The sequence below is a fragment of the Sphingopyxis sp. LC81 genome, from assembly GCF_000756375.1.
Classification (GTDB): domain Bacteria; phylum Pseudomonadota; class Alphaproteobacteria; order Sphingomonadales; family Sphingomonadaceae; genus Sphingopyxis.
In genome coordinates this window covers 128,421-141,135 of the sequence record NZ_JNFD01000009.1, presented here as the reverse complement: position 1 = coordinate 141,135, position 12,715 = coordinate 128,421, and the positions used below count along the sequence as shown (strand labels likewise).

13 protein-coding genes are annotated in these 12,715 nt (G+C 64.6%); 9 read left to right on the top strand and 4 right to left on the bottom strand.

The features are described 5' to 3' along the window. Positions 1–210 precede the first annotated feature (210 nt). Positions 211–1,200, top strand: coding sequence for a cobaltochelatase subunit CobS (gene cobS / locus FG91_RS05845; protein WP_037513165.1), 990 nt, complete (start codon positions 211–213; stop codon positions 1,198–1,200). A 113-nt stretch (positions 1,201–1,313) separates the two neighbouring features. Then, positions 1,314–2,501: an alpha/beta hydrolase gene (locus FG91_RS05840; protein ID WP_037513162.1), complete on the top strand. Its 1,188-nt coding sequence runs from the start codon at positions 1,314–1,316 to the stop codon at positions 2,499–2,501. Positions 2,502–2,505: 4 nt separating this feature from the next. Here FG91_RS05840 and FG91_RS22485 read toward each other — a convergent pair whose 3' ends face one another. Both FG91_RS22485 and FG91_RS05835 read right to left on the bottom strand, forming a co-directional pair. After that, positions 2,506–2,637, bottom strand: coding sequence for a hypothetical protein (locus FG91_RS22485; RefSeq protein ID WP_268746369.1), 132 nt, complete (start codon positions 2,635–2,637; stop codon positions 2,506–2,508). Next, positions 2,634–3,827 carry an MFS transporter gene (locus FG91_RS05835; protein ID WP_200878407.1) on the bottom strand — a complete coding sequence of 398 codons (1,194 nt, stop codon included), beginning with the start codon at positions 3,825–3,827 and terminating at the stop codon, positions 2,634–2,636. The genes FG91_RS22485 and FG91_RS05835 overlap by 4 nt, the downstream gene beginning before the upstream one ends. Positions 3,828–4,042: 215 nt before the next feature. Between FG91_RS05835 and cobT the strand changes: the two genes are divergently transcribed. Next, positions 4,043–5,866, top strand: a complete 1,824-nt coding sequence (cobT, locus tag FG91_RS05830; RefSeq protein ID WP_037513159.1) for a cobaltochelatase subunit CobT — start codon at positions 4,043–4,045, stop codon at positions 5,864–5,866. Here cobT and FG91_RS05825 read toward each other — a convergent pair. After that, positions 5,863–6,759, bottom strand: a complete 897-nt coding sequence (locus tag FG91_RS05825; protein ID WP_200878406.1) for a LysR family transcriptional regulator — start codon at positions 6,757–6,759, stop codon at positions 5,863–5,865. The two genes, cobT and FG91_RS05825, sit on opposite strands and share 4 nt — an antisense overlap. Positions 6,760–6,854: 95 nt before the next feature. Here FG91_RS05825 and FG91_RS05820 point away from each other — a divergent pair, with 95 nt between their 5' ends. Next, positions 6,855–7,352: a cupin domain-containing protein gene (locus FG91_RS05820; RefSeq protein ID WP_037513153.1), complete on the top strand. Its 498-nt coding sequence runs from the start codon at positions 6,855–6,857 to the stop codon at positions 7,350–7,352. Positions 7,353–7,453: 101 nt separating this feature from the next. Here FG91_RS05820 and FG91_RS05815 read toward each other — a convergent pair whose 3' ends face one another. After that, a complete protein-coding gene (locus FG91_RS05815) occupies positions 7,454–7,897 on the bottom strand; it encodes a hypothetical protein (protein ID WP_235211956.1) in 444 nt (147 codons plus the stop codon). 124 nt (positions 7,898–8,021) lie between these two features. On the opposite strand from FG91_RS05815, the gene FG91_RS20885 reads away from it, so the two are divergent. The 5 genes from FG91_RS20885 to FG91_RS05795 all read left to right on the top strand — a co-directional run bounded on the left by FG91_RS20885 (position 8,022) and on the right by FG91_RS05795 (position 12,643). Continuing rightward, a complete protein-coding gene (locus FG91_RS20885) occupies positions 8,022–8,585 on the top strand; it encodes a hypothetical protein (protein WP_152568008.1) in 564 nt (187 codons plus the stop codon). Then, the gene (locus FG91_RS05805; protein ID WP_037513150.1) at positions 8,582–9,103 is read left to right on the top strand and encodes a hypothetical protein; all 522 of its coding nucleotides are present in this window, start codon (positions 8,582–8,584) and stop codon (positions 9,101–9,103) included. The genes FG91_RS20885 and FG91_RS05805 overlap by 4 nt, the downstream gene beginning before the upstream one ends. 192 nt (positions 9,104–9,295) lie before the next feature. Beyond that, positions 9,296–10,942 (top strand): acetolactate synthase large subunit, encoded by a 1,647-nt coding sequence (locus FG91_RS05800; protein WP_037513148.1) that lies wholly within the window; start codon positions 9,296–9,298, stop codon positions 10,940–10,942. Between the two features lie 57 nt (positions 10,943–10,999). Next, the gene (locus FG91_RS21325; protein WP_081940429.1) at positions 11,000–11,209 is read left to right on the top strand and encodes a GIY-YIG nuclease family protein; all 210 of its coding nucleotides are present in this window, start codon (positions 11,000–11,002) and stop codon (positions 11,207–11,209) included. After that, the gene (locus tag FG91_RS05795) at positions 11,210–12,643 is read left to right on the top strand and encodes an aldehyde dehydrogenase family protein (RefSeq protein WP_037513146.1); all 1,434 of its coding nucleotides are present in this window, start codon (positions 11,210–11,212) and stop codon (positions 12,641–12,643) included. Positions 12,644–12,715: the final 72 nt, after the last annotated feature.

Sequence of the window (12,715 nt, the reverse complement as noted above, 5' to 3'; positions counted from 1 at the left end):
TCTCCCCTCTCCCCCTGCGGGAGAGGGTTGTGGAGACTTGGCAGCTTTGCTGCCTAGTCGAAGCTGGGAGAGGGGTAGGCGAGCCGCAGGCTCGCGCGAAGCTTCGCTTCGCCCACCCTCTTCCAACTCCGCCTAGCCGGCATGCCGGCAAGGCTGCGTATCCTTCTCCCGTCAAGGGAGAAGGGATCGATAGAATGTAAAGGCAACGACATGACCGATATCCCGAACAGCCTTCCCGATCACCACGGCTCGACGCTGCTTGCGGCGCCCGACACCGAGGTCGATGCGCGCGAGGTTTTCGGGGTCGATATCGATATGAAGGTGCCGGCGTTCAGCGAGGCCGACGAACGCGTCCCCGACCTCGACCCCGCTTACGTCTTCGACGGGGACACGACGCTCGCGATCCTTGCGGGCTTCAAATATAACCGCCGCGTGATGGTGCAGGGCTATCACGGCACCGGCAAGTCGACGCATATCGAACAGGTCGCGGCGCGCCTCAAATGGCCATGCATCCGCGTCAACCTCGACGCGCATATCAGCCGTATCGACCTCGTCGGCCGCGACGCGATCGTGCTGCGCGACGGCCAGCAGGTCACCGAATTTCGCGAAGGCCTGCTCCCCTGGGCGCTGCAGACGCCGACCGCGCTCGTCTTCGACGAATATGACGCGGGCCGCCCCGACGTGATGTTCGTGATCCAGCGCGTGCTCGAGACCGAGGGCAAGCTGACCCTGCTCGACCAGAACCGCGTGATCCGCCCGAACCCGCATTTCCGCCTCTTCTCGACCGCGAACACCGTCGGGCTCGGCGACACGAGCGGGCTGTATCATGGCACACAGCAGATCAACCAGGGCCAGATGGACCGCTGGAACATCGTCGTCACGCTGAACTATCTGCCCGCCGCGACCGAAAGCGCGATCATCCTTGCGAAGGTGCCGAACACCGACGAGACGACCGTCGCGAACATGGTGAAGGTCGCCGACCTGACGCGCCAGGGCTTCATCAACGGCGATATTTCGACCGTGATGTCGCCGCGTACGGTGATCAGCTGGGCGCAGAATACCGCGATCTTCAACAATATCGGCTTCGCCTTCCGCCTCTCGTTCCTCAACAAATGCGACGAGGCCGAGCGGATGATCGTCGCCGAATATTATCAGCGCGTGTTCGGCGAAGACCTGCCCGAAAGCGTGGTCGGCAAGTAAGCGACCTGGGCGCCAGCACGTCCGCCGGATCGATTTCTCGCTTCCAAAGCCCGCCATCCTCTGCCAGCGTCGGCGAATGTGTCAGGCTTTTCAAAGATGAACCCGCGGTGCGAATGACGCGCCTGCTGGCCGCGCTTGCCCTTGTCCCGTTATCGGGGTGCAGCATCGCGGCGGTCGATTATGGCAAGGTCCGCCATGCCGAATATGTCGCCGATCCGCGCTGCACCGCGCAGCCGGGCGCCGCCGTCGACGGCGAGGCGCTGCCCTATTTCTTCGCGACGAGCCGCCTGCCCGACTGCCGTAATCCCGATATCGAACTGCTCCATCACCGCGGCGACCAGATGCGCTACGGCCGCTTCAACGCGCCGCGCGAGGTCGAGGTCGGCAAGAAGAAAAAGCTGCTCGCGCCGATCGCCTTCCAAACCTCGGCCGACTGGTGGCGCGCGCTGCAGGCCGAGACCGACCGCAAGCAGGGGCGCGTGCTGCTCTATGTCCACGGCTATCGCGAGAATTTCTCGACGACGTCGAAGGACGCGGCGCAGATCGCACGCATGACGGGCTTCGACGGTCCGATCATCGAATATAGCTGGCCGTCGCAGGGCAAAGTCCTGAGCTATGTCGTCGACGAGACGAACATGTATCACGACGTCCGCAATTTCCGCGACTTCCTGAAGTCGCTGGCCGAACAGAGCTGGGTGAAGGAGGTCGTCATCGTCTCGCACTCGCTTGGCGCGCGGCTCGTGGTCCCCGCCATTTCCTATGTCGATCGCACGTCGAGCAGCGCCGACAGCAGCAATATCTCGAACGTCATTCTCGCCTCGCCCGACATCGACCGCGAAACGTTCGAGCGCGATATCGAGGAGGAAGTGCTGTCGGCGCGGCGCGTCGCCAATAATCGCCGGATCACCGTCTATACGTCGCGCGCCGACAAGGCGCTTGCCGCTTCGCGCGCGATCCACGGCTATCCGCGGCTCGGCTCGCCCTATTGCTTCAATCCGTTCGAGGCGGCCGACCTGAAAGCCCAGGGACTGCCCGAGCGCTGCTATCCCGCGTCGCGCCCCGGCCTCACCGTGATCGACACGACCGACGTGTCGCGCGGGTCGACGGGGCACAGCAATTTCCTGCGCAGCGCGGTTGCGTGCTGGGATTTCATCGACGTCGTCGCTAACAAGCGCACGCGGCCCGAGCGCACCGCGACGAGATGGGCGCATGTGTTCCGGTTACTCCCCGACCCTGCGGTGCCGAAAGATGGCGACGATGCGATCTGTCACCGCACGCCCGAGATCGAAGAGCCGCAGTGAGCGGCTAAAAGCCGCACATGATCGCGAAATTGGTGAGCCATACGACCGGCCCCTCGCCGGTCCACAGCCACAGCCCGCCCGCCGCGATCAGGACAAACAGCGCAAGCGCGATCCAGTCCTGCCGCGCGAGCTTCACGCCGGTTCCAGCCGTTTGACCGGCGCGTCGGCGATCGGCAGGTGGACGAGCCCCGCGAACAGGCCAAGCGCGATCGAGAAGCCCCACGCGATATTATAGCTGCCCGTCGCGTCGAAGATCAGCCCCGCCATCCACGCGCCGAAAAAGCTGCCGAGCTGGTGGCTCAAGAACACGATGCCATAGAGCATCGACAGGTGGCGGATGCCGAAGATGCGCCCGACGATCCCACTGGTCAGCGGCACGGTGCCGAGCCAGAGGAAGCCCATCGCGCCCGCGAAGACGAGCGCGCTCGCATGGCTGAGCGGCAGAAACAGGAAGAGCGCAATCACCGCCGAGCGCGCGGTGTAGAGCGCCGACAGCACATATTTCTGGCGCAGCAAATCGCCCGCGCGGCCGAAAACGTATGAGCCGAGGATGTTGAAAAGCCCGACGAGCGCGAGCACCTGCGCACCGATCTCGATCCCGAGCCCCTTGTCGTCGAGATAGGCGGGAAGATGCGTCGCGATGAAGGCGATGTGGAAACCGCAGACGAAGAAGCCCGCGTTGAGCAACCAATAGCCGCGATGGACGGCGGCCTCGCGCAGCGCTTCGCGCGCCGTCTGTTCTTCAGTGACGAGCGCTCCCGGCGTATCGGTGCGCCCGGAAACGCCGATCGCGAGCAGGCCGCACAGCGCGACAAGGCCCGCCATGATCCACAAGGTCTGGTGATAGCCGATGTCGCCGAGCAGCATCGACGCGAGCGGCACGACGAGGAACTGCCCGAGCGAGCCGCCCGCGGTGACGATACCGAACGCGCTGCTGCGCTTTTCGGGGCTGACGACGCGGCCGACCGCGCCGAGCACGACGACGAAGGTCGTCGCCGACTGCGCCATGCCGATGAGCAGGCCGAAGCTGATGTGCAGCCCGATCGCGTTGGTCGCGAACGCCGCGCCGATCAGCCCGAGCGCATAGAGCAGCGCCCCGCCCAGCACCACACGCCCCGCGCCATGCTTGTCGGCGAGCGCGCCGACGAACGGCTGGACGAGGCCGAAGAGCAGGTTCTGAAGCGCCATCGCGAGCCCGAAGTCGGAGCGGCTGATGCCGATATCGACGCTCATCTGCGGCAGGAACAGACCGAACGACTGGCGCACGCCCATCGCCAGCGTGACGATGAACGCCGCGCAGACGATGACGACCCAGGGCTTTTTCATGGGGGAGAGTCTGGGGGAGGACATAAGGCGCGGATGCGCCTGCCCCGGCGTGAGGTCAAGCGAGCTTAGCTACAGCCCCGCCTACTCCCTCTTCGTCACCCCGGACTTGATCCGGGGTCCACGGCTTCACCGGCGGAATGGACCCCGGATCAAGTCCGGGGTGACGATGAAAGGGATTTCCTTCGACACCCAAAGCTGGTTAGAGCCGACTCGAAATGTCCACCCAATCTCCCCTCGACGATTTCAAGGCCGCGCTGTCGAGCGTCGCGCGCGCGGTCACCCGCGACGCTGAGGTCGAGGTCGGCTTTACCGCCGACGCGCCCGCGCAGATCGGCAAGGCGATCAAGGTGCCGACGCCGTCGCGCACGCTGCCCGCCGATCAGGTCGCCGAGGCACGCGGTTTTGCCGATGCCTATGCCTTGCGGATGAAGCACCATAGCGAGAAACTGCACGCCGCGGCCCGCCCCGCCGATCCGATCGCCGCCGCCGCGTTCGACGCGATGGAGCGCGCGCGGGTCGAAGCGCTCGGCGCGCGCCATATGAACGGGATGCGCAGCAATCTGTCGGCGAGCCTCGCGATGCGGATGCGCAGCGACCCGATCAGCCGCGCGCAGGGCCGCGAGGATGTCCCGATTTCGAGCGCGCTCGAGCTGATGCTGCGCGAGGCGCTGACAGGCGAGCAGGCGCCGCAGGGCACCGAGACGGGCCTGTCGCTGGTGCGCGAATGGATCACCAACGAGGCGGGCGGCGATTTGACCGCATTGTCGATGCTCCTCGACGATCAGGCCGCCTTTGCCGAGACCGCGAAGCTCGCGCTCCGCCACCTCGACCTCATCCAGAGCGACGAGCCGCTGGAGGAAGGCGCCGAGGATGGCGGCGAGCAGGACGAGACCGAAGCCGAGGAAAGCCAGGAAGAACAGGAAAGCGAAGACGGCGGCGCCGGTGAGAGCCAGGTCGACGCGCGCGCCGAAATGGCGGGCGATCAGGCCGACGACGGCGACAGCGACCCCGACGCGCAGGAAATGGAAGCCGACGGCGAGCCCGAAATGGGCGGCGAAGGCGACGAGGGCATGCTGCCCGTGCGTCCCAACCGCCTGCCGAGCGACATTCCCGATTTCAACTATCTGCGCTTCACCGAAAAGCATGACGAGATCATCCTCGCGACCGAGCTGTGCGATGCCGACGAACTGACGCGGCTGCGCGCCTATCTCGACCAGCAGATGACGCATTTGCAGGGCGCGGTGACCAAGCTCGCCAACCGGCTCCAGCGCCGCCTGATGGCGCAGCAGAACCGCGCGTGGGATTTCGATCAGGAGGAAGGCCAGCTCGACGCCGCCCGCCTCGCGCGCGTCATCGTCTCGCCAGGCCAGTCGCTGTCGTACAAGATCGAGCGCGATACCGATTTCCGCGACACCGTCGTGACCTTGCTGATCGACAACAGCGGATCGATGCGCGGACGACCGATCAGCATCGCGGCGATCAGCGCCGACATTCTCGCGCGCACGCTCGAACGCTGCGGCGTCAAGACCGAGATTCTGGGCTTCACGACGCGGACGTGGAAGGGCGGGCAGAGCCGCGAGGACTGGCTCGCCGCGGGACGCCCCGCGCACCCCGGCCGCCTCAACGACCTGCGCCACATCATCTACAAGCCCGCCGACGAGCCCTATCGCCGCGCGCGCAAGTCGCTCGGGCTGATGATGCGCGAAGGGCTGCTCAAGGAAAATATTGACGGCGAGGCGCTGACATGGGCGCACAGCCGCATCATCGGCCGCCCCGAAGAACGCAAGATATTGATGGTGATTTCGGACGGCGCGCCGGTCGACGACAGCACATTGTCGGTCAACCACGGCGCCTATCTCGACCAGCATCTGCGCCAGGTGATCGACTGGATCGAGAACCGCTCACCGGTCGAGCTCTGCGCGATCGGCATCGGGCACGATGTGACGCGCTATTACAGCCGCGCGGTGACGATCATGGACGCCGAGCAGCTTGGCGGGACGATGGTCGAGCAGCTCGCGGGGCTGTTCGACATCGACTAGCTCGCGGGCGCCGCCGCTCCGCCGGGGCCGGCGATATGACGCGCCAAGGCATCGGCCAGATAGGCAAAAACATGGTCGAAGCGGCTTAACGAACGCAGGTCGGGGTGCATGAGCAACCACATCTCGACCTCGGGCGCGAAATCGGCGGGAAGCAGGCGCACCAGCCCGCCCGACAGCGGCGCGTGGCAGACCCCGATACCGCACCCCGCGCGGATCGCGGCGAGTTGCGCCATGTCGCTGTCGGACCGCAGCGCGAAGTCGTCGCGCGCGATACGCTTCCCCGCGACGCGAAAAATATCGGTGTAGGCGAACGGGCGGTCGAACCCGATCAGCCGGTGCCCTCGCAGGTCTTCGGCCCGCTCCACCGCCGGCCGGCCGCGCAAATAGGCGGGGTGGGAATAGAGGCCGAGCTCGAAGCCGCCGATCCGCGCCGCGACCAGCGCGTCCTGCCGCGGGGCTGCCATGCGCACCGCAATGTCGGCCGCCCGCCGCATCACATCCTCGTCGCTGTTCGACACCGCGAGCTCGATCACGAGCCCCGGCCACCGGTCCATCATGCCGCGCACGATCGGTGGCAATATCTCGGCCGCGGTCACTTCGCTGGCGGCGATCCGGATGCTCCCTTCCATCGCGTCGCGACCGCCCGACGCCGCACGCGTCAGCGCCCCGGCGGCATCGGCCAGCGCCTCTGCATGCGGCATCAGCGCGAGCGCCGCATCGGTCGGGGACAGCCCGTCGGGCGTGCGGAGAAAAAGGCTCTGGCCGAGCGCCGCTTCGAGCGTCCTGATATGACGGCCCATCGTCGGCTGGCTGATCCGCAACCGCCGGCCGGCGGCGGACAGCGACCCCGCCTCCATCACCGCGAGAAAGCTTCGGTAAAGCGACCAATCCACATCCCTGATCATTCATATATGAATGGCAGATATGTGGATTTATGCAATATCGTTGGCACCTGTGGCCGCCTAGGGCGAGCCATCAGGAGAAAATCATGCCCCCACGATCGATCAATATCTTCACCCAGGCTTGCAGCCCGCTTCCCGAACCGATCCGCGCGTCCGGCCCTGCGGCCGAACGCTATGCCGTCGACGTCGCCATGGCGGGGGCGCTGCTCGGAATGGAGCGGCTCGGCTGCAACATCTTCGTTGTGCCGCCCGGGAAACGCGCCTTCCCCTTTCACAACCATCATGCGACCGAAGAGCTTTTCGTGATCCTCGAAGGCACCGGGTCGTTCCGGCAAGGGAAGGATTCCGTCCCGGTCGGGCCGGGGGACATGCTGGCCTGCCCCGCCGGCGGGGCCGAGAGCGCGCACCAGATCGTCAACGACGGAACGCAGCCGCTGCGCTATCTGGCGATAAGCACTCGCCCCGAGCTCGACGTCATCGAATATCCCGACAGCGGCAAGACCCGGGTGATTGCCGGCGGCACGGGCTTCGACCTGCTGGTCGGCCGCGATACCGCGACGCCGGGCTATTGGGACGGCGAATAGCGACGGGACCGTTCGGCCATCGATCGAACGAAAAAAGAGGAACGGCAACGCCGCTCCCCTTCCCTCTTTCGTGTAGCCATCCAGCCTGCGCCGGAAGCCTCTTATTTCTTCTTGCCGGTCCACGCCTCGGGGTCGAAACCTTCGAGCGTGTCGCCCTTTGCCCCGGCGGCGATCTCCTCCGCGGTCAGGAACTTGATCGCGACGCCGCCGGCCTTGGTGCTGCCCCAGCTCATCGCGGTGATCCGGCTGTCACCATATTTTGCGCCGATCACGGCATCGGCGCCCAGCTTTTCGCCGCGTTCCCAAATCTCGTTGTAGATTTTCTGCTGCGATGCTTCCTTGCTGAAAATCGTCGCCTTGCGGACCCCCGCAGTCACCACGCCGATGATCTTGTATGGTTTGTCGGTGATGTCATAAGGGAAAACGGGCACACCCATTTCCTCGTTGACCATCACATAGGCGACATCCTTTTTCTTCGCCATTGCGGGTGTCGAAACCGCCATTGCGGCGATGCTTACCGCCGCCAGAATCCTTGCATATTTCATCGTCTGCTCCCCCCTGGTTAGCCCGCAACAATTCTCTCTCCTTTTCAACCGGGTCAACAAGATTCTGGCTTGGCAACTTCGCCTATTCATGGCCTATCTGACGCGGGGTTGCAGGGGGCAGAGAATGGCATTGATATTTGGCGCGGCAGTGGCCGTTTTACTTGCGGCATCGGCGCAGTCCGCCGCCGTCGAAACGAACCAGCCAACAGAGTCCGCCCCGGCGATCGCCGCCGAGCCCGCCATCGCCCCGCTGGTCCTGAAACGCGATACGCCGATTCACTTCATGGTGGTGTCGGAGGTGACGACGAAGACCCACACGCAAGGACATCGGTTCAGGTTGCGCGTCGACAAGCCGGTGCTCGTCGACGGCGCCCTCGCGCTGCCCGTCGGCACGACGGCGTGGGGCGAAGTGCTCGCCGCGAAGAAGAGCGGCAGTGCTGGCAAATCCGGGTCGCTCGAGGCGCGGCTCCTTTATGTCGATGTCGAGGGATACCGGGTGCCGATCAGCGGCAGCAATACCGCCAAGGGGGCCGGCGGCGGCGCCGAGACCGCGCTGGGTGTCATCGCGCTGGGGCCGCTCGGCCTGCTCGCCAGAGGCAATAATGCGAAGATCAAGGCCGGCGAGCTGATGACCGGCTTTGTCGAGCAGGACACCGCGATCCCGCACCCGAAACCGGCGGCGCCGTGACAACGGCCCGCGCCCTGCTGATCGCGATCGGACTGGCACTGGCGTGTCCTGCCGCAGCAGAAGCCCCCGCGACCGCCGCGGCCGTACCGGCGCGCCTGCTGGTGCCGTCGGGCACGCTGATCGACCTCGTCACCCGCGATGCCGTTTCGACCAAGAAGAATGAAAAGGGCGACCTTCTCTACCTGAAAGTCGCGGTCCCCGTGATCGTCGACGGGGTGATCGCGATACCCGCCGACACCGTCGTCGTCGCCCAGTTGACGCGCGCCGAAAAGCGCGGGGCGTTCGGGCGGTCGGGCAAGCTCGACGTGCAGCTGCTCTACGCCGAATTGCCCGGCGGCCCGCTCCGGGTCAGCGGCACGCTGGAGGCGCGCGGCGAGAAGGATGGCGGCGACGACGCAGCGACCGCCGCCGCTTTTCTGCTCCTGCCCTTTCTTTCCACCGGCCGCAGCGCCGAAATCCCCGCCGGTTCGGCGGCTTCGGCGCGCCTCGACCGCGACATATGGGTCGATCGGCGCTGATCGGACACAGCGTGAAACGCGAGCCGCGCGCAGGGTGACAACGGCTTTTGCCCTCGTTACAACTGCTTCCCGGTGCAGCAGGGACTCGCGGCCTGACGACGAGAGCCACTGTATCAACATATGTGCTGAGGGGTCGCCGGCATGACTTGGGGCCGCATCGTCTTGATGCGTGGCTGAGGGGGCGACTGACACATGAAAAAAGCATCCGACCTGTTCATCGAATGCCTGGAAGAAGAAGGCGTCGAATATATTTTCGGCGTTCCGGGCGAAGAGAATCTCGATTTCCTCGACAGCCTGTCGCGCTCGAAGAAGATCAAGCTGATCCTGACGCGGCACGAACAGGGCGCGGGCTTCATGGCCGCGACTTACGGGCGCCACACGGGCAAGACCGGCGTCTGTCTCGCGACATTGGGGCCGGGCGCGACGAACTTCGTCACCGCCGCTGCCTATGCGCAATTGGGCGGGATGCCGATGATGATGATCACCGGGCAAAAGCCGATCAAGAAATCGAAGCAGGGCCGCTTCCAGATCCTCGACGTCGTCGCGATGATGGGGCCGATCACCAAATATACGCACCAGATGGCCTCGTCGGACAATATCCCGAGCCGCGTGCGCGAAGCCTTCCGCCTCGCCGAAGAGGAAAAGCCCGGTGCGGTGCATATCGAACTGCCCGAGGATATTGCCGACGAGCATACCGACAGCCTGCCGCTGAAGCGCAGCCATTCGCGCCGGCCCAACGCGGACGTGAAGTCGATCCGCGAGGCGGTGAAGGCGCTCGAAAAGGCGACCTCGCCCGTGCTTGTCATCGGCGCTGGCGCGAACCGGACGATGACCGGGCGCATGCTGCTGCAGTTTATCGAAAAGACCGGGATCCCCTTCCTGACGACGCAGCTAGGCAAGGGCGTGATCGACGAGCGGCATCCGAAATTTCTGGGCTGCGCCGCGCTGTCATCGGGCGATTTCGTCCACCGCGCGGTTGAGGCATCGGACTGTATCGTCAACCTCGGCCATGACGTGATCGAAAAGCCGCCCTTCTTCATGCAGCGCGGCGGCCCGACGGTGATCCATGTGTCGAGCAAGACCGCCGAGGTCGATCCGGTCTATTTCCCGAACATCGAGGTGATCGGCGATATCGCCAATGCGGTGTGGCAGATGAAGGAGGACATCGTCCCCAACGGCGGGTGGAAATTCGACCATCTGCTCGCCTATCGCAAGGCCGAGGTCGACCATACGACGCCGCTGGCGAAGGACGAGCGCTTCCCGATCTTTCCGCCGCATCTGGTGCAGTCGATCCGCGACGCGATGCCCGACGACGGGATCATCTGCCTCGACAATGGCGTGTACAAGATCTGGTTCGCGCGCGGCTATACCGCGTGCAAGCCGAATACCGTGCTGCTCGACAATGCGCTCGCCACAATGGGCGCGGGTCTGCCGAGCGCGATGATGTCGGCGATGGTCTATCCGGGGCGCAAGGTCATGGCGATCTGCGGCGACGGCGGCTTCATGATGAACAGCCAGGAGATGGAGACCGCGGTGCGCCTCGGGCTCAACATCACCGTGCTGATTTTGAACGACAACAGCTATGGCATGATCCGCTGGAAACAGGCGAATATGGGCTTCAAGGATTGGGGGCTGACCTATGGCAACCCCGATTTCGTCAAATATGCCGAAAGCTATGGCGCGCATGGGCACCGGGTTGAGAGCGCGGCGCATTTGAAGGAACTGCTCGCGCATACGCGCGATACGCCGGGGGTGCATTTGATCGATTGTCCGGTCGATTATTCGGAGAATGACCAGATTTTGAACAACGACATCAAAAGGTTGTCGAAGGAGCTTTGAGATCCCGCCGCCGGTTGTTTCTTGTCATCCCCGCGAAAGCGGGGACCCAGGAGCGAAATGGACCAGACCTATCATGTTTACATTCTTGCGAGCGGACGGAACGGCACACTTTATACCGGCGTGACCGAAGATTTGGCCCAGCGTTTCTGGCAACATCGCAACGGCCAAGGCGGGGATTTTACGAGACGCTATGGCGTTCATCGCTTGCCGCCCCTGGGTCCCCGCTTTCGCGGGGATGACAGCGTTGGTGTGTTTTGGAGAAGCTGAATGAAACTCAAAACCGTCTATCCGCTCTACCTCAACAACAAGGCGGCGCAGCCTAACACCGACCTCGAGGTGATCGACAAGTTCACCGGCGAGGTCGCGTTTCGCACCGCGCTCGCGACCCCCGACGTGATCGACGAGGCGATCGCCGGCGCCGTGCGCGCCGCCGAGCCGATGGCGCGGCTCGCGAGTTTCGAGAAGCGCGACGTGCTCACCCATTGCGTCACGCGGTTTCAGGAGCGGTTCGACGAACTCGCCTATGCGCTCTGCGTCGAGGCGGGCAAGCCGATCGCCGACAGCGAGGGCGAGGTCACGCGCCTGATCGACACCTTCCGCATCGCCGCCGAGGAAGCGACGCGCAATTACGGCGAGGTCCAGCCGCTCGACATTTCGGCGCGCGCCAAGGGCTATATGGGGATGTGGAAGCGCGTGCCGATCGGGCCGTGCAGCTTCATCTCGCCGTTCAACTTCCCGCTCAACCTCGCGGCGCACAAGATCGCGCCGGCGATTGCGATCGGCTGCCCGTTCGTGATGAAACCCGCGTCGCTGACGCCGCTCGGCGCGATCATCATGGGCGAGGTGCTCGCCGAGTGCGATATATTGCCCGAGGGCGCGTTCAGCATATTGCCCGCGACGCGCGCCGGTGCCGACCTGTTCACCACCGACGAGCGGCTGAAATTGCTGAGCTTCACGGGCTCGCCCGGCGTCGGCTGGGATTTGAAAGCCAAGGCGGGCAAGAAGAAGGTCGTGCTCGAACTCGGCGGCAATGCCGCGGTCGTCGTCGACAAGGATGCCGACCTCGACCATGCGCTCGCACGGATCATTTTCGGTGGATACTATCAGTCGGGGCAAAGCTGCATCCATGTGCAGCGCGTGATCATCCACGAAGAAATCTACGACACATTCCGCGACATGCTGACCGCGAAGGTCAAGACGCTGAAATCGGGCGATCCGAAGCTACGCGACACCTTCATCGGCCCGATGATTTCGGTCAAGGAAGCGCGGCGGTTGAAGGGCTGGATCGACGATGCGGTCGCTGCGGGCGCGACCTTGCTCGCGGGCGGCGGGTGCGAGGGCAATATGCTGGAGGCCGCGCTGCTCGAAAATGTCCCCGCCGATACCGATGTTGTGCGCGAGGAAGCCTTCGGCCCCGTCGTCATCCTGTCGAAATTCACCGACTGGGAAGCCGCGCTCGCCGAGGTCAACGACAGCAAGTTCGGGCTGCAGGCCGGGCTGTTCACGCGCGACATCCACAAGGTGCTCGATGCGTGGGATCATCTCGACGTCGGCGGCATCGTCGTCAACGACGTATCCTCCTACCGCGTCGACAATATGCCCTATGGCGGGGTGAAGGACAGCGGATTGGGGCGCGAGGGCGTGCGCTTTGCCATGGAAGATATGAGCGAAATCAGGAACCTGGTCATTCGGCGAACCTGATTGGATCATGGTTAACCGGATATGTGTCAAATAGGCAACGTCACACAAGTGACGCCGAACCGTCCCTGAATT

Bases quoted from the DNA above. Each gene is read 5' to 3' on its own strand.
- FG91_RS05815 (WP_235211956.1), bottom strand. From the start codon at position 7,897: ATGAAATATGCAAGGATTCTGGCGGCGGTAAGCATCGCCGCAATGGCG.
- FG91_RS05795 (WP_037513146.1), top strand. From the start codon at position 11,210: ATGAAACTCAAAACCGTCTATCCGCTCTACCTCAACAACAAGGCGGCG.
- FG91_RS05820 (WP_037513153.1), top strand. From the start codon at position 6,855: ATGCCCCCACGATCGATCAATATCTTCACCCAGGCTTGCAGCCCGCTT.
- FG91_RS05840 (WP_037513162.1), top strand. From the start codon at position 1,314: ATGACGCGCCTGCTGGCCGCGCTTGCCCTTGTCCCGTTATCGGGGTGC.
- FG91_RS21325 (WP_081940429.1), top strand. From the start codon at position 11,000: ATGGACCAGACCTATCATGTTTACATTCTTGCGAGCGGACGGAACGGC.
- cobS (WP_037513165.1), top strand. From the start codon at position 211: ATGACCGATATCCCGAACAGCCTTCCCGATCACCACGGCTCGACGCTG.
- FG91_RS05800 (WP_037513148.1), top strand. From the start codon at position 9,296: ATGAAAAAAGCATCCGACCTGTTCATCGAATGCCTGGAAGAAGAAGGC.
- FG91_RS05835 (WP_200878407.1), bottom strand. From the start codon at position 3,827: ATGAAAAAGCCCTGGGTCGTCATCGTCTGCGCGGCGTTCATCGTCACG.
- FG91_RS20885 (WP_152568008.1), top strand. From the start codon at position 8,022: ATGGCATTGATATTTGGCGCGGCAGTGGCCGTTTTACTTGCGGCATCG.
- cobT (WP_037513159.1), top strand. From the start codon at position 4,043: ATGTCCACCCAATCTCCCCTCGACGATTTCAAGGCCGCGCTGTCGAGC.